Source organism: Vibrio sp. Makdt, assembly GCF_027587015.1.
Taxonomy (GTDB): domain Bacteria; phylum Pseudomonadota; class Gammaproteobacteria; order Enterobacterales; family Vibrionaceae; genus Vibrio; species Vibrio chagasii_B.
The window spans coordinates 57,590-81,550 of record NZ_JAPPTH010000017.1; the positions used below are offsets into that span (position 1 = coordinate 57,590).

The 23,961-nt window shown below is 44.5% G+C and carries 20 protein-coding genes; 11 read left to right on the plus strand and 9 right to left on the minus strand.

All coding sequences use genetic code 11. The annotated features are described in order from the left end of the window. Positions 1-134 precede the first annotated feature (134 nt). Positions 135-1,034 (plus strand): DMT family transporter, encoded by a 900-nt coding sequence (locus tag OH460_RS19100; RefSeq protein WP_269999165.1) that lies wholly within the window; start codon positions 135-137, stop codon positions 1,032-1,034. 95 nt (positions 1,035-1,129) lie between these two features. Here OH460_RS19100 and OH460_RS19105 read toward each other — a convergent pair whose 3' ends face one another. Further along, complete coding sequence (locus OH460_RS19105; protein ID WP_269999166.1) at positions 1,130-1,549, minus strand: VOC family protein; 420 nt, start codon at positions 1,547-1,549, stop codon at positions 1,130-1,132. Between the two features lie 395 nt (positions 1,550-1,944). On the opposite strand from OH460_RS19105, the gene OH460_RS19110 reads away from it, so the two are divergent. The 4 genes from OH460_RS19110 (at position 1,945) to OH460_RS19125 (ending at position 5,374) form a co-directional block, all read left to right on the plus strand. Next, the gene (locus OH460_RS19110; protein WP_269999167.1) at positions 1,945-2,565 is read left to right on the plus strand and encodes a heme-binding beta-barrel domain-containing protein; all 621 of its coding nucleotides are present in this window, start codon (positions 1,945-1,947) and stop codon (positions 2,563-2,565) included. A gap of 537 nt (positions 2,566-3,102) precedes the next feature. Further along, on the plus strand, positions 3,103-4,344 hold the full coding sequence (locus tag OH460_RS19115) for an MATE family efflux transporter (protein ID WP_269999168.1): 1,242 nt from the start codon (positions 3,103-3,105) through the stop codon (positions 4,342-4,344). 142 nt (positions 4,345-4,486) lie between these two features. Further along, positions 4,487-4,756, plus strand: coding sequence for a DUF3081 domain-containing protein (locus OH460_RS19120; RefSeq protein WP_269999169.1), 270 nt, complete (start codon positions 4,487-4,489; stop codon positions 4,754-4,756). Between the two features lie 18 nt (positions 4,757-4,774). After that, on the plus strand, positions 4,775-5,374 hold the full coding sequence (locus OH460_RS19125) for a CIA30 family protein (protein WP_269999170.1): 600 nt from the start codon (positions 4,775-4,777) through the stop codon (positions 5,372-5,374). Positions 5,375-5,510: 136 nt separating this feature from the next. Here the strand turns inward: OH460_RS19125 and OH460_RS19130 are convergent, their stop codons facing one another. Further along, entirely contained in the window at positions 5,511-6,536 is a 1,026-nt protein-coding gene (locus tag OH460_RS19130; RefSeq protein WP_269999171.1) for a zinc-binding alcohol dehydrogenase family protein, read from the minus strand. A 200-nt stretch (positions 6,537-6,736) separates the two neighbouring features. On the opposite strand from OH460_RS19130, the gene OH460_RS19135 reads away from it, so the two are divergent. Then, on the plus strand, positions 6,737-7,669 hold the full coding sequence (locus OH460_RS19135) for a LysR family transcriptional regulator (protein WP_269999172.1): 933 nt from the start codon (positions 6,737-6,739) through the stop codon (positions 7,667-7,669). A gap of 121 nt (positions 7,670-7,790) precedes the next feature. Here OH460_RS19135 and OH460_RS19140 read toward each other — a convergent pair whose 3' ends face one another. The 7 genes from OH460_RS19140 to OH460_RS19170 form a co-directional block, all read right to left on the minus strand. Beyond that, entirely contained in the window at positions 7,791-8,171 is a 381-nt protein-coding gene (locus OH460_RS19140) for a hypothetical protein (RefSeq protein ID WP_004737837.1), read from the minus strand. A gap of 129 nt (positions 8,172-8,300) precedes the next feature. After that, positions 8,301-9,065 carry a Fe(3+) dicitrate ABC transporter ATP-binding protein FecE gene (gene fecE, locus OH460_RS19145; protein WP_269999173.1) on the minus strand — a complete coding sequence of 255 codons (765 nt, stop codon included), beginning with the start codon at positions 9,063-9,065 and terminating at the stop codon, positions 8,301-8,303. A 2-nt stretch (positions 9,066-9,067) separates the two neighbouring features. Next, entirely contained in the window at positions 9,068-10,039 is a 972-nt protein-coding gene (locus tag OH460_RS19150; protein WP_269999174.1) for a FecCD family ABC transporter permease, read from the minus strand. Then, complete coding sequence (locus OH460_RS19155) at positions 10,039-11,046, minus strand: FecCD family ABC transporter permease (protein WP_443088690.1); 1,008 nt, start codon at positions 11,044-11,046, stop codon at positions 10,039-10,041. The genes OH460_RS19150 and OH460_RS19155 overlap by 1 nt, the downstream gene beginning before the upstream one ends. Positions 11,047-11,069: 23 nt before the next feature. Next, positions 11,070-12,011 (minus strand): Fe(3+) dicitrate ABC transporter substrate-binding protein, encoded by a 942-nt coding sequence (locus OH460_RS19160; protein WP_269999176.1) that lies wholly within the window; start codon positions 12,009-12,011, stop codon positions 11,070-11,072. An 87-nt stretch (positions 12,012-12,098) separates the two neighbouring features. Continuing rightward, complete coding sequence (locus OH460_RS19165) at positions 12,099-14,228, minus strand: TonB-dependent receptor family protein (RefSeq protein WP_269999177.1); 2,130 nt, start codon at positions 14,226-14,228, stop codon at positions 12,099-12,101. 149 nt (positions 14,229-14,377) lie between these two features. Continuing rightward, a complete protein-coding gene (locus tag OH460_RS19170; RefSeq protein ID WP_269999178.1) occupies positions 14,378-16,414 on the minus strand; it encodes a TonB-dependent receptor in 2,037 nt (678 codons plus the stop codon). A 240-nt stretch (positions 16,415-16,654) separates the two neighbouring features. Here OH460_RS19170 and OH460_RS19175 point away from each other — a divergent pair, with 240 nt between their 5' ends. Genes OH460_RS19175 through OH460_RS19195 form a run of 5 tightly spaced genes read left to right on the plus strand, consistent with a single transcriptional unit; the run spans position 16,655 to position 23,921 of the window. Beyond that, positions 16,655-17,866, plus strand: a complete 1,212-nt coding sequence (locus OH460_RS19175) for an ATP-grasp domain-containing protein (protein ID WP_269999179.1) — start codon at positions 16,655-16,657, stop codon at positions 17,864-17,866. After that, entirely contained in the window at positions 17,863-19,674 is a 1,812-nt protein-coding gene (locus tag OH460_RS19180; protein ID WP_269999180.1) for an IucA/IucC family protein, read from the plus strand. Before OH460_RS19175 ends, OH460_RS19180 begins: the two co-directional genes overlap by 4 nt. 6 nt (positions 19,675-19,680) lie before the next feature. Next, a complete protein-coding gene (locus OH460_RS19185) occupies positions 19,681-20,889 on the plus strand; it encodes an MFS transporter (RefSeq protein WP_269999181.1) in 1,209 nt (402 codons plus the stop codon). After that, on the plus strand, positions 20,861-22,726 hold the full coding sequence (locus OH460_RS19190; protein WP_269999182.1) for an IucA/IucC family protein: 1,866 nt from the start codon (positions 20,861-20,863) through the stop codon (positions 22,724-22,726). Before OH460_RS19185 ends, OH460_RS19190 begins: the two co-directional genes overlap by 29 nt. After that, positions 22,719-23,921, plus strand: coding sequence for a type III PLP-dependent enzyme (locus tag OH460_RS19195; protein WP_269999183.1), 1,203 nt, complete (start codon positions 22,719-22,721; stop codon positions 23,919-23,921). Before OH460_RS19190 ends, OH460_RS19195 begins: the two co-directional genes overlap by 8 nt. Positions 23,922-23,961: the final 40 nt, after the last annotated feature.

The window sequence follows — 23,961 nt, forward strand, 5'->3', positions numbered from 1 at the left end:
AGATGTATCCGTAATAAGTAAAAGAGCAGAAATGAGAATTAATTGAATCAAGTTGACGAGAAAAAGACAAAGACTTTGGTTGCCTCTCCTAAACTAAGCTATGATTCCCTCTCCCTCAACCGATTGATATTTTTATGCCTTCTTTCTCTTTTTCAATGATCCCTGTTGGGGTTCGATTCATGCTCCTCTCCGCTTTTGGATTCGCACTGATGTCAGCTTGTGTGAAATACATCAGCAACTACGGCATACCTGTATTTGAGATCGTTGCGGCAAGGGCATTGGTATCATTGATCATCAGCTACATCGACGTAAAACGAAAAGGCATTTCTGTCTGGGGTAACAACAAACCCCTGTTGTTTGTTCGAGGTGCAGTCGGCACTGCGGCGCTGATGTGTGTGTACTACGCAGTTACTACGTTACCGCTAGCAGAAGCAACCATTCTACAGTACGTACACCCCGTGTTTACTGCCCTGCTTGGCGTGTTATTCCTCAAGGAGCAAGTCCAAAAATCGACCATGATTTGCATTGCGTTCTGTCTTGCGGGCTTATTGGTGATGGTACAACCAAGTATGAACAGCAACGTAAGCAGTGATTTGCCGTTATTCAGTATTCTGGTGGCATTACTTGGAGCGTTTGGTAGCTCAATTGCTTATGTGATTGTCCGAAAGCTGAGCCAAACAGAAGACAGCTCTGTCATCATCTTCTACTTCCCATTAGTGGCTCTGCCGATATCTACAGCGCTTATTTGGAACGACTTTGTAATGCCAAGCCTATTCTTAACAGTGATGTTGGTGTTGGTTGGGGTTTTCACTCAAATTGGCCAATACGGTTTGACCAAGGCAATGCAAACTCAAGCAGCAGGAAAAGCTTCGGCTTACTCTTACGTACAAATCGTCTTCTCTGCATTGTTAGGCGTATGGATCTTCAATGAGATCCCATCAATATGGACATATCTTGGTGGTGGTCTGATTGTCACTGGCGCGCTTATTAATGTGTTTGGGAAACAGCTATTGGTGCCGTTCAAAGCTAAGTAAAACACCGAGCGAAAGAACAGTTAGCTAATCAATCTAAAAAGGCATTGCGGAGTGTTCCACAATGCCTTTTTCAGTTTTCCTACCTAACGATTCTGCTAACTTGTAGCATTTCTCAGCTTAGGATCATCACTCAGATATTCAACGAACTCGATTTCAAAGCCAGCCGGATCTACAAAGTAGATATTTTTTCGATAAGGTTCTTCAGCGCCGGGTTTAGCAATCGGGAAGCCCGCATCGATAAGACGTTGAGTGACGCTTTCGATATTATTGGTCACATAAGCGAAGTGCGCGAGGCCAACAGAATGCCCATCTAAATCTCTATTCTCACCCTCACCATGATCACTCATTGCGATGTATTGATATTCATCTCCAAAGTGTAACCAGTTACGTGGCTTACCTGACCATTCGCCCTTACCTTCGTCACGAACATACCAATGAGGGAACGCCGCTTTGTAGAAAGTCAGCATTTCTGGGATGTCTTTAACGACTAAATTTACATGTTCAAGTTGGATCATTCTTCTCTCCTTAAAGTATTCTCGTAAGCAACGTTGCATATCCTAATACCTCAAGTTAAGTTGAGGTAAAGCGTTAATTTGCATTTATTTCGAGAACGTTTTTAGAGCCCAAATTGTCATATTTTCTGAAATACAAACTTTAAGTTTAGACGACCTCAAACCAGATAACTGACCTCTACTTCAAGAGAAAAGTAAACCTACTAGATTCCCTCAAATTTGGATAAGAAACCAAGTTTCCTGTTCAATATTTAAACGTATTAACATCCCCTTATTGACTGATACATCAGCTTACACTTTGCTTTCATATTAGCCAGCAACACTGATCTGGGTTAATAAACTGGTTTCACAGCACCTTTATTGTTAATTAAGTCAAATAACTATATAAGGAAGTTACAGTGAAAAAAGTATTAGCATTGGGTATTGCAGCAGTAATCTCGGTTCCAGTATTTGCAGATCACAACACAATCGATGGTATGGATTTCGGACCACTAGCAAAGTTAGTTGGTACCTGGAAATCCGTAGAAACTGGTGGTATTGATGTATCACCGGGCCAAGAAGGTACTGAAGTGGGTGCGGGTGGCCCTGCTGTTACACCATTTTATGAAGTGATGACGTTTGAGGTTGCCGCAGACGCAACTAATGCCAGCGACCAATACCTTGTTGCTCTGTACTACAAGCAGGAAGTATTCCGAAAGGCCGACGATTCTAAATTCCACGATCAACGTGGTTACTTCATCTATGACCAAGAAAATCAGATCGTCTACAACTCTTACTGTGTGCCACGCACTACATGTGTCACCGCGGAAGGCCCTGCTGGCGACACAATGACGTTAGTCGCATCTAAGCGCGGTATCGCTGAGTCTGAATACATGACAGACAACGCAACCACCACAGACTTCACAATGAACATCAGCATCTCAGACGACACGCTGACTTACTCTCAAACCACTGGCTTAGAGATCTACGACAAAGCCTTTGCACACACTGATTCAAGCACACTAGTTAAAGTGAAATAACCTCATGTATAAACGCCTTTCACAACGAAGTGAAAGGCGTTAATTGCGACTATGGTTATCACTATCGAAACAGCTATCTCCCTTTTTACCTCAATAGATTATCACCCTATTTTTTATCCCTTTACCACTAGATGCAATAATTGATATTCCACGAGAAAGTTAGTAATGGCTGGTTGAAATAAGTGGAATGTAAAATAAATATTATGTCATTTAATACGAACTATTAACCTAAATTAGACAAAGCTACATTAGATAAGGTATTTAACAAAATAGTTAATTAACTATAGTGAAGAACAACATTAATATTGATATTTAGATTAGTTTAACAATCTAGGATTAAGATATAGATCAAAGCTTCAATGTTTATATAAAATATTTATTTCAATATTATTGAACCTATTTTTAGTTCCGTTTACATTCGTCTCCGCATAACAGAAATCAATAACTACTCACCAAAAACGCTCAACCTCAACACACTTTCATGTATTGGATACTTGAAAACGATAACAGCTTCCCTACATCATCAGGAACTTTAATATGATCGCAACTTTCCTTAAGCGAGCCCTAATAATCTCAGCAACAAGGTTTGTTGCACTGTCTCTCGCGATGGTCGATATGATCATGTTAGGACACACAAATATGGTGGCAGTGCAAGATTATACCTTGGCTTCACAAGTCGCTCAGGTTTTCGTTATCTTGGCTGTCGTTCTCAGTATTGGTATCAATATTGTCATTGGACAGAACAAAGAGGCACCTCGTCAAACTGCTCAAGAAATACTTGGATATTCAATATGTCTTGGCGTGGTTTTACTTGTTATAAGCCTTCTTGTGGGCCAATTTTTTGATGCTTCAAACCACGCAAATCAAAGTTATTTTATACTTTCCATTAGTATTTTTCCGTTGGCTATTTATGTTGGATTATGCAACATTTTAGAAGCACAAGGCTTAGAGAAAAAAGTGCTAGCGGTAACAATAGTCAGTGCAATAGCGAATATCGCTTTTAACTATATCGCAATAGCTAACATAGATAATGCTTCTGTAGCGGTATCAATATCGACACTAGCAATACGTGTTTTAACCTTATTGCCTGTCATATATCTAGGTTTCAAAAATCAGCTCATCGCTACGCCACGATTCAACAAAGAAAAGGTCGGAATACTTGTTAATTTTGGTCGCACAGAAGCATTAACCAGTATCTGCTTCACTGGTGGTATTTCAATTTTAGTTCTTACGTTTGCTAGCCTTTATAGCCAAGAGCATACTGCGTATCTTGGGTTTGCCCTCAACTTTATGAATAGCTTTTCCGTGCTCTATGTAGGGTTGGTGATATCTCTGTCCATTTCACTCTCTCAAATGGACAAATCCTCTAATGAACCTTACTCAATGCTCACAATTATGTTCGGTTATATCCTCGTGAGTGCATTTGGGTTAATTTTACTTGCTGAGGCTATTTCTCAGATCTATACACCTACTGCAACAAATGAATTGGTAAAAGCATTAAAACTCTCAGTCGCAGTGATCGCAATTGATGGTATTGCTCTTGTGTTTATATCTTGGTTGAGAGTTAGAGGCTTTTCTCAACTCCCGCCGCTATTTCGACTTGCAATGATCTTTGTTGGGCTGCCAGGAGCTTTCTTTATCACCGCTTTCGATAACCCTGTTCTCAATGTCATCTTTTTCATGGCCCTCAGTAACCTAATCGCTGCGTTAGCGTCAATGGTCTATTTTGTGTTTCGTATCAAGCATAAATCTGAAGCTCTTTTAGGAGCTCATCAGTAGATACATTTCTCTACTTCCATACCGCGAGCACAATCTAAAAGTGCTCGCATCTCTCTTAGTGATCGGAACCTAAAAGCAAACCGTAACGATTTAAATACAAGTGCTTAGCTATTTATCGTCGTTCACACCGAGGGAGTCACACATGGACAACAGGATCACCATCATTGAGTTTCTTAGAGTATTCGAGTTCATTCGCTCTTCCGGGGAACAACTGAACAACAAATATCAAGTTGGTGAGATGATAGCTTGGCATGATTACGATGGTTACACCTGTTGGCTAAGCTACAAAGACGTCACCGTGACACTGATGTTTCATGGTTCGCTGAAAATTGAGTACGAAAACGCGTCAAACTACTCTGAGTTCATCGACCATTGTCTAGGAATTCTCGCCACGGAATCTTCTGCGGACTAATGAGTAATGGAGTAAATCATGAACGTGTCAAACTTCACATCGTGCCCGCTGCTCAAGGGAATAATGCCTTTATGGTTAACCCTCAGCCTTTCTTTGTTATGGTCTGAAACGTCAACAGCAGGAATAGAGATGATTGATTTCACGCAAGCGAACGAACACCAGAAATGGTCTGCGATCAACGACAATGTAATGGGTGGCATTTCAACAGGAGGGCTCGTTTATGATGGCGAGCATAGCCTATTTAAAGGTGAACTATCATTTGAGAACAATGGTGGATTCAGCTCAATAAATCGCTCCCTTGAATCGTTAAATCCCGCGGTGAACAATGTAGAGCTATCCTTTGTCGGTGACGGACGCACCTACCAATTAAGGTTCACAACATGGAAAGATGGCTATCGAACCAACTACAAGCACAGCTTTGAGACCATCCAAGGCGAGCAACTCAAGAAAGTGTTCAGACTAGAGGACTTTCAAGCCGTGTTTAGAGGCCGATTACTCAACAATGCACCAGAACTCAAAGCTCAAGACATCAAACAGTTCGGCTTTTTGATTGCAGACAAACAGCCTTTGCCCTTTGAGTTAAAACTGCTTCAGATTCAATTCAAAGCATCCGAATAAATTGGAAAGATCACAGATGAACAAAGCCCCAGACACCAATTTCTTTGCGAAAAATGTCTGGGGCTCTTCTTTTCAAGCGTCAAGACTCAACCAATGCTCAAGGGTTCAAAACGCCTATATTCTAGGCCATTAACACTTAGTATTTGATGGCAGTTTTACCAATCGATGCGCTGCTTTCAATACGTTGATGCGCCTCTTTCAGCGTATCTGAACTCAAACCATTAAGTGTTGTGGTTAGCGTAGATTTAATACGACCTGCATCAATCAAGTTCGCCGTTTGGAACAAGATATCTTGCTGCTTCTGAATATCGTCGGTGTTGAACAGCGAACGCGTAAACATGAGCTCCCAAATGAAGCCCACTGACTTACCTTGTAGTGCCGATAGGTCAATCTCGCTGTCAAACTCAACAATCGAACTGATCATGCCTTGCGGCGCAATCAACTCTACCATCGCGTCCCAGTGGCCTTTTGTGTCTGCAACATTAAAGATGTAATCCACATACTGGATGCCTTGTTCACACACTGATTCAACTAAGTTTCGATGGTTCACTACGTGGTCAGCCCCCATGTCTTTTACCCACTGCTCGGTTTCAGGTCTTGACGCTGTCGCAATAACATTAAGGTTGGTTAATTGCTTCGCTAGCTGAATAGTAATAGAGCCAACACCACCAGCGCCGCCAATGATCAGGATAGACTTTTTCTCTTCAGGGCGAACACGCAGGCGATCAAATAACGCTTCCCACGCAGTGAGCGTTGCAAGCGGCATAACAACCGCAGCTTCATCCGTTAAGCTTTGTGGCGCTTTAGCGGTGATGCGGTAGTCAACGGCTTGGTATTCTGCGTTAGCGCCCATGCGTGTTACGTCACCCGCATAGTAAACACGATCGCCCAACTCAAAACCTTCGACGTTTTTGCCTTTACCTACCACTTCACCAACAGCGTCGTAGCCCAACACTTTTGGTTGCTCAAGTGTCTTATCTTTTGCGTTGCGAATTCGGATTTTTGCGTCTGCAGGGTTGATAGAAGTCGCACTCACTTTTACCAGTAAGTCATTCTCTTTTAATTCCGGCAGGCTCGTTTCAAATTCAAACAGGCTTTCTGGTTCTGTAATCGCTAGCGACTGAGTAAATCCGATGGCTTTCATTGTAGATGGTAGTGACATGATGCTTCTCCTTACATTCGATAATTGAATCTTAGAGATTTCTCACTTTAGATAAACAGCCTAATGTTTGAATTATTATCAAATTATTTTTGATAATAACGTGTGTGTATACAAGAAAAATACTAAAATTAACCACAGCAAAATGCCCAATCTTATGGCAAACAGAGCAACCGATTCTCGGCTCAGAACAGGGAAATGAAATGCTTCTTGAAGACTTGCAAGTAATTTTAAAGGTAGCGGAGTTTCGCAGTATCACAGCAGCCGCCACTAACCTAGACATGCGCACAGCAACGGCAAGTGCGGCAGTGAAACGCGTTGAAGCGGCACTCGGTGCAGAGCTTTTTGTAAGAACTACTCGTCATCTTCGTCTCTCTCCCGCTGGAGAACGATATTTACCAGAGTGCGAACAAGCGTTGAAAATGTTGGACCAAGCGAAACTCAATATACGCGAGGAGCTTGGTGTCATTGATGGCGAAATTCGAATCGCGCTTTCATCAGATTTAGGGCGAAACCTCGTCATACCTTGGCTAGATGAATTTCTATTTGATTACCCTCAAGCGACACTTCGAACGAGCATCAGCGACAGTAACATCGACTTTTATCGTGATTCTGTGGATATGGCGCTGCGTTATGGTTCGCCAACTGATGCCAACATGTATGGCTTCAAAATTTGTGATGTGCCAAGAATATTATGTGCTTCGCCTGAGTATCTCGCAGAAAAAGGCAGCCCAGACCATCCAAGTGATTTGGCTGAGCACAACGGACTGCTGTATCAACTCCATGACATGTTACAGGATGAGTGGGTCTTTAACGACGGCACCCAAGACCACAAAGTAATGCTCAAAGGGAACCGTGCATCCAATGACGCAGACCTAGTTAGGCGATGGTGTGTTGCAGGAAAAGGCATCGCGATAAAATCTTGTTTAGATATGTCGAGTCATTTGCTGTCTGGCGATGTGGTCAAAATCATGCCTAACTATGAGCCGACGCCGACAGAACTGTGGTTAGTATGCCCAAGCCGTCAATCCATCACACCAACCGTCCGTTTACTGAGAGATTTATTCCGTGAAAAAACGGCAGAGATCCTTTCCCAGCTAAATAAACAAGGTGTCATCAACAGCAAAACATATTAGTGCTGAATTTCAAAACTGGATACAAAAAAGGCGCTAGCGAACCATTGTTCACGAGCGCCTTTTGCGAATGACCTATCACCGACCATGACAAACCGATTCGCTTACTTTAGAAGATACTTAGTTACTCTTCGATGATATCGCAATCAGCACAACACTGAAGCGCTACTTCATGTTCGAACTCAATCGTGTCTTTACCGTCTTCGAGCAGCTCTGCGATCTCGTCAGCGACTTCTTGCTCATCATCCGCCTCGATTTCACCTTCAAGTTCTTCTTCTGAATAACCAAAGAAGTTCAACAGCAAGTACTCGCGAGCTTCTTCTTTAGTGCAAACAACGTTCGCTGTCAGGTCAGGGGTAATCTCACCTTGTGCAAGTGTTTCAGTCAGTTGCGCTAAAACCACCTCTTTCATCGCTGGCGTTAACCAACCAAGATCTGTACTTACTGTCGTTTTTTTGCAGTCAAAACAAGGCAGTTGGTGAAAGTAGTATTGAAACGTAGTCATAGGTAATATCTTCTTTAAATGTTGTATAGCGAGATTATGCGCGTTTTGTAGCAAAATACTATCTCAATCACAACTCCGAATGAGTGGATAGCTAGCTGTCGGTCAATAATTGCTTCACATAATCACTACCTAAATCGCTACACACATCGGCGTCTTTGAAATCGGATCGCGGAATACTTTCGCATTTAGGTCAAACACATCATCAAGTAACGCCTCTGTCATGACCTCGTCGGGCGAGCCTTCTGCCGCAACACACCCCTGCTCTAACACCACCAAATGATCGCAGTAACGACACGCTTGATTTAGATCGTGCAGTACCACTACCACCGTTTTGCCTTTGGCGTTCATTTGTTGCATCAAATTCATTAGTTCCACCTGATGCGACATATCTAAATACGTGGTTGGCTCATCAAGCATAACGATGTCCGTATCTTGTGCTATCACCATTGCGATCCACGCTCTCTGCCTTTGTCCGCCAGATAAGGATTCAACCGGCTTATCAGCATATTCTAGTACGCCTGTGTCACGCATCGCTTGCTCTACAAGGGTTTGATCCTCTTTTCCTAACTTTCCCCAATGGGATACATAAGGAGAACGTCCATATTCGACCAATTTTCTAACGGTAATTCCTTCCGGGCTAACTAGGATTTGTGGCAGAAGCGACAAAGAACGTGCAAGCACTTTATCGCCATAAGTTGATAATGGTTTACCTCCAAACAACACCTCCCCCGACATTGGTTTATTGATTCTTACCAAGGTTTTTAACAAAGTGGATTTACCGCATCCATTGGGACCAATCAATGCGGTAATTTTCCCTTTAGGGATTGAAACCGTGAGGTCTGGGATGATCGTCTGTTTGCCGTACGCGACGGAAAGATTCTGCGTTTTTAGCATGGTTACCAACCTCGATAACGATAAAGAAGAAAAATGAAATAAGGTGCGCCAATCACTGACGTCAGCACGCCGGCAGGCAGTTCGATTGGAGGGTTCAAACCTCGTGCCAGTGCATCTGCGCAGGTGACTAAAATAGCCCCTAATAAAGCAGACGCAGGTATTAGCAACTTATGATTATGCCCAAACAATAAACGCGCTAAATGAGGCGCCAATAGCCCAACGAAACTGATTGTCCCGGCTACTGACACGCTGACACTTGCGAGTAATACAGCGGCCAACAATGCGAGAATCTGAATCTGTTTTGGTTTGATACCCAAGGTAGTCGCACTTTCCTGACCCAGTCCCAATACATCTAATCGCCAAGCAAGCCATAATGCCATTGGTAATAGTAAAACCAACGCCCCCCAGATAAATGGGACTTGCTGCCAGTTCCTACCCCAAAGGCTACCAGTGAGCCACACCATAGCGGTATTGATCTCGATAGGGTTAGTGACGAGTAAGAAATCGATACAACTGGCCAGAAACGCACTCACCGCAATACCAATCAATGCCAGTTTGGCCGGTGTTGGCTGGGACCACCATGCCAATAAGGCAATCAATCCAGCTGCAAAAACACCACCAAACATCGCAAATATAGGAAGCAAACTCACCGGCGCATTAGGAAACCAAACCAAACTCGCTGTTGCAGCAAGGCCTGCTCCGGCGCTAATTCCCATCAAGTCAGGAGACGCCAGAGGGTTACGTATTACACCTTGTACTAACACGCCTGAAAGCCCTAACCCTGCACCGACACTGATTGCGAGTAACATACGTGGCAACCGATACTGTTGGATAACAAAATCGTCACTAGAGAAAGCAATCAGATGTTCCATCACTTGAGAAATAGAAAGTGATGCTGCCCCAACAAACAAGCCAGAAAAAGCCATCAACATAAGCAGCCCAAGTAACAACAATACCTTCGCATTATAATGCATTAAGACTTCCTCGTAGCTATGAGAACAAAACAAGGTGTCCCTAATAAAGCGGTAATGACACCCACAGGCGTTTCTGTCGGGAAAGCAATAGCTCGTGACAACGCGTCTGACCAAGAAACCAATGCAGCACCTGCCATCGCGGAAACGGGAATTAACACATGGTAATTATGCCCAACCATAGGACGAACTAAGTGGGGAATTAACAATCCGACAAAGCCAATAGGCCCGGCAATAGCGACACTCGCGCCCGCTAGCAAAACAATGGTCACACTACACATGAATCGCGTAAGGCGGATGTTGCTGCCTAGCCCAACCGCAACCTCCTCACCAAGCGCCAGTAAATTAAGGTTACGCGCCAAGCTAATAGCTAACCCTAGCCCAGCAATTATGGGCGGCCACAACATTCGCCATTGTTCATCATCCACGGTAGATAATGAGCCTGTAAGCCAATGCAGCACGCTATAAGCCATATCGTCGGCAAGAATCAATGCTGCTCGAGTCAACCCAATCAGTAGTGCCGTAATGGCGATGCCCGCTAAAACCAAGCGCAACGGGTGAGAACGTGCGGAAAAAAAACCACCGAGGATCATCACAGCACCGCCACTTAACAAAGCACCGATAACAGCATTAAGAATGGGATTTAGTTCACTGACAACAGGCACGCCTATGGCAGCTAAAGCCATAAAACAGGCAGCACCAGAATTAATACCAAGAATAGAAGGAGATGCGAGTGGGTTTCTTGTTAAGCCCTGCATCAATAAGCCCGCAACCGCTAAACTCGCTCCAATCAATAACCCAGCATAAGCTCTTGGCGCTCTCAGAGTCGCCAAAATTTGATGAGTCATATTGCTCGTATCAAACGCAAACCAATAGTCAACTAAGTCACTTAGGGTCAGAGAAAAGTTAGACCATCCCAGCATAGAAGCCGCATAGCCAGATAGCATCAAGCACAACACTGACAACGTAAATACAGTGACTCGCCACGGTAATATTGGCAGGTTTCGCATTCCGCTAGATATCGATATCGTTCTCATGATCGTTCCAAGATCTGCTCTAGATTTTTCGCCATCTGTTCAGCCGCTAGCATGCCTCGGTTTAATGACCAAAGTGCCGGCGACACTTCAACAACTTGCCTATTTTTTGCTGAAGTCATTAGGTTGAATAACGGATTTTTCTCCCAATCGTTGACCACATTAGGATGCGAGTAAGCGCCCAATAGCAGCCAGTCCGGATTGGTTTTTAGCAGAAACTCAAAGCTTGTTGGCAAATACGCTTTTTCAGTGAGCTCTTCAATCGGGCTCGCAATTCCCAATGTTGTCAGTACACCTCCGGCATAGGATACTGGACCATGAAGCCACATGCCTTTATCCGAAACGACAGCAAACTGGACGGTTTGCTTTAGAGAGAAGTGGCTCTTGAACTCGAGCATAGCTTGATGATGATGTTGAATTCGTTGCTCCATATCTGATTGCTTATCAAGAGCAACACCAATTTTTAGCGCTGATTCCAAGTTTTCTTGATAAGTTTCGCCTCGGCTTTTTAATAGCAAAGTCGGTGCAATTCGCTGTAAATCTTGATACACAGCTCGATGACGTTCCGCATCTGCGATGATCAGATCAGGCTTGAGAACGGCAATCGCTTCTAGGCTAGGTTGAGAGCGCATACCAACAGACAGCCAAGGATCAACCAAGTCTCGTACTGCTGGAATCACTCGTGTCGCATCATTATCGTCGGCTACACCAACGGGAGAAACGCCTACCGCGGCTAATGCATCAACAAATGAGAACTCCAGCACAACGATACGTTGTGGCGTGGTGTTAATCTCAAACTGACCTTGCTCATCTTGGACCACCCTTGTTTTGGCTAAACTCGAAAATGAGATTAAGCACATCACCAATGCAGCAATACTTAGCCATAATCTATTCATTGGGCGTAATGTATTCGTCGAAACTGATTGAGAGTCGTTTCCCATATTAAATTATCCTCTAACGCTAGAACCGTGAAAGTCGCCAAGGGTATTGGCGACTTTTATTCGTTATGATTTTCAATAAATTACTGATTAGAACTGGTAATTCAGATCCAAAGTATAAGATCGCCCTGGCGCCGGATAGCGACCAACAGGGCTGGTATCAATGCCTCGGAAGTAATAGTCCTCATCAAACAAGTTGTTGACTGCAAAGTTCATGCGCAGTTTGCTACTCTCATCCTTGTATAGATCGGAGCCCAAATTGAAGTTCCAAACCATATAGGCTGGAACTTTGCCCGTCGCCCCGCTAGCATCCTCGTTACTCGTGTTCGCATTGTCAGAGTATGACTCGCTGAAGTAGTAGCCAGACAAGGTGGTATCTAGCTTGCTAAATGCGTAAGTCGCATCCCAGCTAAATTGATGTTTAGAGGTGTAAGGCAGTTGGTTGCCCTTGTTTGCACCGTCTTCTTCAATCGTTGCGTCTAGGTAGTTATAGCCCGCCCCTAAGCTCAGAGCCTGAAGAGATTCCAGCGTGTAACGGCCAGAAAGCTCAATACCTTGGTGAAGTGTTTTACCAATGTTGTCAAAAGTTTGGGTCGCACTTTGCCATTGAAGCTGGTCTTTAAAATCGATTCGGTATAGCGTCACATTGAAGCTGGTTGAATCTTGGTTGTAGCGAGCACCCAACTCATAGTTCCATGCGAGTTCACTGCCCTCTTCACCTTTACCACGGATGTAAGCAATTTGTGGTGCACGCAAAGATTTCTGAGCATTGGTGTAACCTACCCATTGCTCAGTTAGATGGTATGCCACCGTTAGGCCAGGCAACCATTCTGTCACCTTGTTATTTGTCTTTTCCGCATTACCTAGATCGTAAAATGCCATATCTATTGATTCATAGCGAATACCTGGTGTTACCTTTAACACATCATTAAACAAACCAATTTCATTACTGATATAGCCAGCAAAAGCGTCGGTATCTAAGTGCCAGTCACGTGGCGTTGTTGTTACACCACCAGCGATCGGCGTTTGAGTAAGCTTGTAATCGATATCTTCGTTGACGTAGCGTGCCCCAACAATTACGTTTTGGGTCACTGTATTGCCGTCAACATAGATCGCGAGTTTCGGCTCTATCCCATACACCTTAAATTCACGTGGTGACGTACGAATATCGGTCGACGGAAGTGCTGGATCAGCCCAATGACCATCGGCACTATTAAATCCCCATTGGAATAGACGCTCAGAACGATGGCCAAAGGTCAGTATTTCTAGCTCTGCACTATCCGCAATATTCAAATCATGTAAATACTTTAAACTCCAACGCGTCGATTTGCCTTGGTACTCATCATAAGGGCGCTTGGATTGGGTACGGTCTTTCTCGTAATCTTCTGGCGATAAAGCACCCGGCATTTGCGTGTCAGCATCATAACGCTGCACGAAAGCTTGTAGTTCTTGAGTATCACTCAGTAACCACTGCAACTTAGCTTGGAAGTTTTTGACGTCTGTGTCTGAATGCTCACGGAAGCTTTCTCCTTTTAAGAAGTTACCTTCCACTTGAAGTGCCAGCGCATCATTCAGCCAACCACCAGTTCGCAGATAAATATCGTTCAACGGGGTATCGCCATCTTCAAAAACGGTCAAGCGATTACTGATTTCCGTTTGCCATTGGTGAGGAATAGGCTTGGTCACCAAGTTGATCACACCACCCACGTTGTTTGGTCCGTATTGAACCGCCGCACCACCACGCACAATATCAATACGATCAAGCATAGAAAGCGTCGCTGGGAAAATAGATTGTCCAGTATGACCATAAGGCGCTAGAGTGAGCGGCACACCATCCATTAGAAACTGAGCATGACCACTTCGACTTGCCTTTAAACCACGAACTGAGATGTTAGGCAGAACACCTGTGCCCGTTTCATCTTGAACTTTAATACCCGGCACACTTTGAAACGCTGAATCAATCGAAAGCGAACCCGTTTTTTTGATTTGTTCATTGGTCAAAACGGTACGAGCGCCAGGATACTCTTTCACATCCTCGAGCTCTGAGTTGCCGATCAAACTGCCCGTGACAACAACCGTCTCCATGGTCGTTGTTTGAGGCTCAGACGCAGCAAATGCGCCCATGGACGTCACTGAAGCGATCGCCATTGCAAGAGCACTTAAACGCAATTTCTGACGCGATTGAATACAGGGGCTACCATCCAAATTCTGGTAAGGCATGAAAATCTCCTAAAAAGGCAGGTTAAGGTCAAAGGCACCGTTATCGATTCGATGTGTCCTTTGACCTTTTGGGCTAAACGGCCTGAAAATAAGGCCAAAACTGTTTGCTATTTGCTAGCAAACACAACTGTTTGAAACTGAGTTGGCATTTAGAACTGGTAGCCGTAGCTGAGCATGAATTCAGCTGGTGCACCGTAGCCAATCTGGTTGGTACCAGACGTACCATTGGTTGCTCCGAGAATGTATTTCTCGTTCAGCACGTTGTAAGCATTTGCTTGGACTTTGTGACGACCAGTGGTGTACGCCGCCATCAAATCAACCGTGGTGTAATCTCCCAATGCGACAGCTTCGTCATTACCCGCATAGCGATCGCCGACATATTTCACACCGCCACCTAAACGCCAGTTGTCGTCTAGCTGGTAGGTACTCCACAGTGAGAACAAGTGATCAGACACGTCGTTCGGCTTCTTGCCTGTCTCTTTGTCTTCAGCATCGAGGAAGCTATAGCCAATCGAAATATCCCATTGCTCAGAAATCTGGCCGCGAGCTTCCAATTCAATACCTTGGTGACGCGCTTCAATCTTGTTGACGACATCCCCGTTAGTGTTGGTTTCAGGCTGTTCTTGATCAATTTGGAATACTGCTGCATTGAGCATCAAGGCGTTATCTAAAAGGTAGGCTTTTGCACCGACTTCCTTTAGATCGGTATGGAAGAACTCCGCTAGCTTCGGATTGATATAAATACCTGAGTAAGGTAATTGCCACGAACGAGCTAAGCTTGCGTAGACCGACGTGTCATTATTGATTCGGTAAACCAAGCCACCACGGTAGCTCACCTTATTATCATCTAAGTGCTCTTTAGCTGATCCTGCCTTTTGTTGTTCCAGTTCCATTGAGTCGTAACGTACGTTACCTATTACTGATAGGTCGCCCAAGGTATAAACATCTTGAATGTAAACACCAGTGGTCGTTGTGGTGTTATCACGGAACGGTTTAAAACCCGGATCAGGTGTTGGCCCAGCAACAGGGTTGTATATATCTTTTGGAGGTAGAGTTTTATCGCTTGCAAGCGTAAGGTCGATATTGATTTGATTGTAGTCGGCACCAATCATCATTTGATTAGAATCGGTTTCCCAAACGAGTTCCGATTGCAAGGTCGTCGTGGTACGTGGGTCGTAGCCGAAGTTGTTCACGGTTTGAGAGACTTGATCCCCTGTTACCGTTCCTTGACGCGTGCCCTTTTGTTCTAGCTCGATATGATTGTATGCAGCACGGTTGGTCCATGACCATTCACTGTTCAAAAGCCACTCGTAATTAACGCCAACACGAATGCTATCCGACTCTTGGTAATCGTTGGTACCGCCGTAAAAAGTACTTTCAGAAACATCGACTGGGTTACCATTTTTGGATGGAACACCACGATAAGGCACTAATTCTTGGTGAGCATATTCAACATCGAGGTCAATAGTGTGTCCATCAGAAGGCATCACTCGAATCGTTGGAGCAAGAAAGAAATCGTTAGAATCAACATGATCGACATAAGAATCGGCTTGACGATGCTCCACATTGATACGGCCATTAACCTTGTCTGAAAAAGCCATAGAACTATCAACTTGTCCGACAAACTGGTTGTTGCTGCCCACACTACCATTTACATTGGTGAAGTTATCACCGTTTGCACGCTTAGTAACTAAATTGATAATACCGCCAGCAGAACCTCGACCATAAAGTGCACCAGCCGGTCCTTTGACGACTTCAACACGCTCAATGTTTGCGAGGCTTCGATATGACTGCAAGGTCCCATCATCACGCATACCATCACGATACATGTCATTAAGTGAGTCAAAACCACGGATAACGAATTGGTCTCGGCTACCTTCTCCTAGAGTATTATTTACGCCAGCTACACCATCGAGCGCATCCACTAAACGTACCGCGCCTCGGTCTTCCATTTCTGTCTTCGTGACCACAGATACCGCTTGTGGTACATCCAGCCATTCGACATCAGTCTTAGTTCCTGACTGAGGCATATGCTCGGCATAACCTTCGTATTGGTGACCAATAATTTGCAGAGTTTCATCCACTTGGGCTTGTTCCTCTGCCACTGCATTTTGCATGCCAGCCGCCACCGCCAATGCACCTCCAATCGCGAGAGCAAGAGGAGATAAGTTCAATCTAATATCCATTTTCTAATTCCGTTTTAATTTATAAATTCACCACGATGCGAATGAAAACAAATATCATTTATGTTTGCAATATATATTTTTTGATCTATATTTGCTCAGCAATATGCAACTGCACTATTAACACCATTATCAATAAAAACAATGAGATAGAATTAAGCCTTTACTAAATACAAGAAAAAGGCCACTTGAATGCAAGTTGTGAGCAGGTAATTGCAACGTTTTATAAATTAGGAAAGCCCAATGAAATCTACGATTATTATTGTGAGTCATGTCGTCAATGACGCAGTCACTCACGGATTCGTACCGACAGCAAAAGCGATGGGTCTTCGCGTCATTCTGATCACAGATCACAAGCTCAGCCACCTAAAATTGAGCAACGATGACGAGCGTTTTAGCCCAGACGCAATTCTTGAATGTGATGTTTTTAATCCACTTGAACTTATCGAAACCATCACAGAACAAAACCTGAAACCTAGCGCTATTTTTAGTAACAGTGATCACTTGCAAACCTCTACCGCTATCTGTGCACAATTCTTCGATTTACCAGCAAAAGATTGGACCGTAACGTTACAGGCAAAGAACAAGCACCTCACTCGCCAAGTTTTGAGTGAAAAATCTTTACCCAATGTGCGAAGTGAATTGCTCTATCAGGACACTGGCTCTACGTTGAACTTTACGTTTCCTGTCGTCGCTAAACCCAAAGAGGGCGTGGCAAGCATAGACGTCCAGCGTTGTAACTCTAAAACTGAGCTTGAAAATTATTGCGAGCGCTTTTGGCAGAAACACCCAACTAACCCAATCTTGGTTGAAGATTTTTTACAAGGGCCTCTGATCACAGTAGAAACCTTGGGAGACGGAGAAAACTTAATTGCACTTGGTGGGTTTGATGTAGAGCTCTCTGAGCCTCCATTCTTTATTGAAACGGCTGCGACTTGGAATGGCGACAACAGCACTCAATTCAAGGATGAATGTGTCAGACAGTTGCAGGCATTTGGCGTGGGCTTCGGTGTTTGTCACAGTGAATTCATTATCACAGAGTCAGGCCCTGTATTAGTTGAAATTAACTATCGCAGCATTGGAGATGGTCGTGAGTTCCTACTCGACAATCTAAGTGGTGGAAAGTGGTTCAGCACCATCTTAAGCCTACACCTCGGCAGCAAGCTAGACCCTTCATTCCAAATAGCCGGTAGTGCAAGTGTCCACTATGTTGTGGCAAAGCAGAGTGGCGTCATCGAGGGGACATCAACGTCTTTCATTCATCAAGATGGCGATATTGTCACGCAGCAGCAGGTACTCAAACACCCGGGTGATACCTTCCTACAAAGCTTTTCAAACAAAGATTACTTAGCGCGAATTTCTATAGCGTCGCCTTCAGGACAAACGCTAGATGCTGCTCTTCAACACACCGTTTCTCGATTCGATCTAACACCAAATAGTGAGGTGACCGCATGAATGTCAACGCTTCATACCTAACTCAGCGACTCATCGATACGTGCCTTCGTGAAGACTTATTTGGCTTAGTGTCTAAAAGTCAGTTCAGAGCCAAAGCGCCTGCCAGCATTACAATTTCGAATTACCCGGGTGAACAAGTATGGGCTATCTTTGACCATTCTGATTTCACGCTTTACTTACCCGTCACTCCAAGTTACTACATGCAACGCTGGGTATTCGGTTCTCCAAATGGGGTAGATGGTAGTGGTTGGCTAATCGAGAAAAAGGGCCAGTTTGAACTTCAGCATGACTATCATGATTGGATTCAATTACTAAAAACGTGCGCACATGAAAGCTCCCACCCATTGCTAGATGGTTACTTACAAGAACTGGAATGTGCAGAGGAGCACAAGGCACTATGTGATAACGCTTTCCAGCAACACTCAGACTCATTAATGCAGCCGATTTCTCAGCTGAAGCATTGGAACCAAAAATTACTGCGCGCTGATCAAATCGCGTCTTACCTTGATCACCCTTATTATCCAACCGCTCGCGCAAAATTTGGGTTAAGTGATACAGACCTCAAGCAATATGCACCAGAGTTTGCACAAAGCTTTGCTCTGCGTTGGCTAGCGATTGATAAGTCACTGGTCACTTTGACCAGTTCGCAGCCATCATGCTGGCCAACCATGGAGCAAGTGGGTCTACCGGGCGACTTTGCTGTGAGTCATCATTTATTCCCAGCACACCCTTTAACACTACAAGGCCTTGAGTCTCTTCCAGAAGGCATTATTGAAGCGCCGACTCCATACCTTGATGTTACACCTACACTATCGGTACGCACCGTTGTCGTGAATTCTGCACCACATATTCACATCAAAGTACCGCTTATCATGCGTTCTCTAGGTACCAAAAACATTCGCTTAATCAAGCCTTCAACTCTTTATGATGGACACTGGTTTGAACGCCTATTAACGCACTTAGAGCAACATGATGCCGACTTACAAGGCACGCTATTTCATTGCAATGAGAAACACGGTGGACACGTAGGAGATGACAAGAGCTTCGCGTACATCGTACGTGAGTACCCATTAAACCATTCGCAAGACAAAGCACTCGTTCCCGTTGCCGCACTTGCTAGCCCAATGCCCGATGACCGCTTGTTCTTAGAGCACCTCGCCGAACAGTATTATCACAATGACACGTTAGCTTGGTTTAAGGATTACGTTGATCTGCTTTCAAAAGTGCATCTGAGATTGTGGCTTCAATACGGCATTGCATTGGAGTCCAACCAACAGAACGCCATTATAGCGTTCGATGCTCAGGGAAAAATGACCTTAGCGATGAAGGACAATGATGCAGCGCGGATTTGGCCTGAGCGATTTAAAAACTTCGAACACCTCTCACCGGTTAAGTGCGATCAATTGCTGGATCAACGCATTAAAGTGGACGATGAACTGGCTCTTGGTCAGATGTTCACCACAATCACGTTACAGCTCGATATTGCAGCGATTGTTGAGGCAATGGCCGCACAAGCTATTGCGCCATCCGCTGACCTTTACAAAATAGTGGCAACTAGCCTTTCACTTCAGCTAGAGCAACTTCGCAATCAAGGTCATGACGTTTCACTTGCCAACAAGATGCTATTTGAATCACCGAACCTGTACGCCAAGTATTTATTAAGCTCAGGCAGTTTGCTCTCGAAAGAAGCCTCCGGTGCTAGCGATATAAACAAATTTTATGGGTTATCGGCTCCGAACTTCTTACTACTTACCAGTGAAGAAGCACAACACGCTTACTTAGAGTCCATCAAACAGAGCGTGAACTAATCCACCATGACCAAACTCATTTATTGTGTGCTGCTCTGCCACTTCATAGCGGCATTCGCAGCCTTAGGCATGCCTCTGTTTTTACCTATGGTATTACCGACACTTGGCGCACATATCGATTCAGATTGGGCAGGCATTTTATTTATTTTGCCAACCTTTTGTACCGCGGTAGCTGCACGATTTTGGGGGCAGTTTGCTGATAAATTTGGCAGACGTCGCTCTCTGATACGAGCACAACTAGGGCTTGCTGCAGGGTTTGCTCTGTGTGGTTTGGCAGACAATCTGACAATGTTTGTGTTTGGTCTTATTGTTCAAGGAACCTTTGGCGGCACCATGGCCGCCTCTAATAGCTACCTATCAAGTCAAATTAAAGACGCAAAGACCCTCGGTACCTCACTGAATAAGACCCAGCTTTCTGCTCGTTTGGCATTGATTGTCGCGCCCATCGGCCTAGGTTGGACATTATCAGACACGAGTCCGCTCAATGCGTATCTGTGGTTGTCTGCCTTGCCCTTGTTAGCATTGGCAATCACGCTAACGCTCCCTGCTGATAACTTAGTGAAATCAGATATAGAGAAAGAAGCAAAAGACCAAACAACGAGTCAAAGAGAACAAACAACACACAAGCCGTTACGCCACCTCTATTGGGTGTTCGGTACACAGTTCTGCTTTGCTTTTTCGATGGTCGTCACCTTCCCCTATTTCTCACCTTTTGTGCAGCAATACGGTGTGACAAACCAAGCATGGATAGGCTTTTTATACGCCCTTCCACACGGTGTCTACTTACTCTTTGCCGGAAAAGTTCATCTGTTTTCAGAGAGGCTCAACCGCCGTCATCCGCAAAATACCTTGTACCTTGGTTTTGGCTTGCTCTCAGTTAGCACAGCGATACACCTGATACCCGACCAAACAACGCTGATCATCGCTCGAGTTATTTTTGGGCTTGGGATGGTCTGTTGCTACCAAGGGCTGCATCAAGCCTTAGCCAACCAAATCGACCCACAACAAAGTGGCAAGATATTTTCGCGCTTTGATGCCATGTCGAAATGGGGTGGTGTTGCAGCAGGGTTAAGCGCGTCTTTTATATCAAGCTTAGGGTGGCTTGAGGTTCCTTTTTTACTTTCTACTTTGATCAGCTTTAGTACTGCTATCGCAATGATCATTCTTTCAAAATTTGGACATCGACATGTTAAACACTCATTCATCTCCAACTGAGAACCGAGCTGAAAACAAGACGCAAATAAATCACAGCCAGGTTCAGCTCAATCAAGAAAAAGCCCAATTAAATACCATCATGGGCGTAGTGAATTGCTACCTGCGTGAATACGCGATACCGAATAAGCAAGTTGATTGGAGCTTCAGCTCAGCATCACTACCGCAGACATTAAAAAGAAACTTTACGGCCAAACAACGTGTGGCAATACATCTCCCTCAGCAAAATCAGACGCAAGAGAGTGGCTTGTTAGTCTTGCCTGTTGAATACGTCAGTAAGCTAGGAAAAGTAAAACTTTCAGCTACACCTTGGTCGAAAACAGCTGGTGCTGGCTGGTCTAAATTAGACGCAACTCAAACCCTAACACTGTTACTCAACTACCTTAAACAAGTGTTAATGATCCCGTTCAACCATGAGTTGATAGAACAAATGCAGAACAGCTTGTTGGTCACCGAGCAATTCCTAAACGCCGACAGCACGCTTCAACAACACAATGCCTTTATCGCGTCAGAACAGTCACTGCTCTGGGGACACACTTTTCACCCAACACCAAAAAGTCGTTCTGGAGTAAGTATGGATGACTTACTGGCTTGCTCCCCGGAAGTTGGCGCAGAGGTGCCTCTGTATTGGTTTGAGGTGAAAGCAGCGTTACTGGATATATTGCGCTCAGACACACGCACATCACCAAAAACGATGCTCGAGCAATTGGCGCCGAGAGAAAGTGATTCAGAATCAAAATTACTTTATCCATGCCACCCATGGGAAAGCTACACACTTCTACAAAACCCAGCAGTTCAACGTGCGATTGAACAAGGAAAAATTACACCATTAGGCTTAGGTGGAGACAAACTGTTACCCACTTCATCCGTGCGCACTCTTTATCACCCAGATATGGAATGGTTCGCGAAGTTTTCCATCAATGTACGTTTGACCAACTGTGTTCGCAAAAACGCATGGTATGAACTCGACAGTGCCGTACAGTTAACCTCAATTCTACGTCCGATAAAAGAGAGCGAACAGCTGCGTAACCCTGTATTCAAGGTGATGAGTGAGCCGTACGCAACAACACTGAATCTAGGTTCAATTGCCGAGCAAGAGCCTGACGACATCATAAAAGCGCGTGAATCATTTGGCATTTTGTATCGCGAGAACTTCACACTTAGTGAAACCGACATTCTCCAACCGACGTTGGCAGGTTCGCTGTTTGCTTATGATCGTGAAGGAAACAGTTGTATTGCGACCCAGCTAAAACAAAAAGCGAAAGCGACACAAAGTCAGTATGAGAATGTCGCTACCTTGTGGTTTGAGCGCTACTTGCATTGCTTGATTCCAGGCGTGTTTAACTATTACTTCAAACACGGGGTCGCATTTGAACCTCATCTACAAAACACGCTGATTGGTTTCGAAAAAGGTATGCCATGCTGCGTGTGGATTCGAGATCTCGAAGGTACAAAATTGTTACCTGAATTTTGGCCTTCAGAGACATTACAACAGCTTTCAGAACGGGCCCAAAAGTCGGTTTACTACAGCCGAGAACAAGGCTGGAATCGCATTGGTTACTGCACCTTTATTAACAACATCAGTGAGGCCGTATTCTTTATTGCTGAAGGAAACGCCAGACTTGAAGAGACATTGTGGGAATTATTACAAGAAGCCATCGTTCGTTGGCAATCAGTCAATGGCAAGCAACCAGAGTTAGTGGCGTTACTTGATGGTGGCTACTTCCCAAGTAAGAACAACTTCACCACTCGCTTGATGCAAAATGCCGACAAAGAGTCGGGGTACACGCTAATTGCGACACCATGGGCGATTCAAAACACAGGAGAGTGTCATGACTAAGCCAACTCAGCTTCCCCCGTACATCGAGCAAGAAGTAAAACAGCTCGCGAAGCAGCAAAATCAGCCATTGTGTGCTTACCTGTATGACCTAACTGCGCTTGAACAACACATCAAGCAGATGCGCCATGTATTACCCAAAAACGTGGAACTGTTTTATGCCGCAAAGGCTAACCCTTCTACGCCAATCTTGAGGACTTTAGCGCCTTACGTTGATGGGTTTGAAGCGGCATCTGGCGGCGAACTTAGCCACCTTCAACAGCAACTGCTTAATAAACCACTGATCTTTGGTGGCCCAGGGAAAATGCCAAGCGAATTAGAACAAGCGATACAACTTGATGTCGATGCCATCCATGTAGAAAGTATTACGGAACTTCAGCGCATCGGAGCTTTAACACAAAAGTTGAATAGACCCGCTTCCATCTTTCTGCGCATGAATATCGATATTGGCGATATCACACTCAGCAAGCTAGCCATGGGTGGGAAACCGACTCCATTTGGTTTCGATGAAGCTGAGTTGGACAACGCCATCATGCATCTACGTGATTTTCCATTGATAGAGCTGAAAGGCTTCCACTTCCACCTAATGTCACATCAACTCGATGTTAGTCGTCACTTAGCACTCGTTCAACGCTATTTCCAAGTGGTTAAACAATGGAAAGAGCAATACTCGCTTCAAGACCTAATTATTAACCTCGGTGGAGGCATGGGGATCAATTACCAAGATCCGAGCCAACATTTCCCGTGGATAGAATTTTGCGACAAATTAGAATTCTTGATCGCTGAAGAACATATGCAAGATTGGAAACTGCGCTTTGAGTGTGGACGCTATATCTCAGCTCCTTGCGGCTACTATGTGATGGAAGTGTTAGACATCAAACAGAATCTTGGCGAAAACTTTGTTATTGCTCGTGGCGGCACGCATCATTTCCGTACACCAGCAGCACAAAGCCATGATCACCCTTTTGCTGTCATCCACAATCATCAGCACTCGACAATTTCGAATCCAATCCACCACACTACTGCCAATTTAGTTGGTCAGTTATGCACACCAAAAGACGTACTCGCTCGAAACCAAAACATTGAGTACATCGACATCGGTGATTATCTTGTATTCACCTTAGCAGGAGCATATGCGTGGAACATTTCTCACCAGAACTTTTTGATGCATGAGCCGCCTATATTTCACTACTTTTGAGCTTCGAGGAAACCAAGATAAAGCTTTGGAACTTAATCTC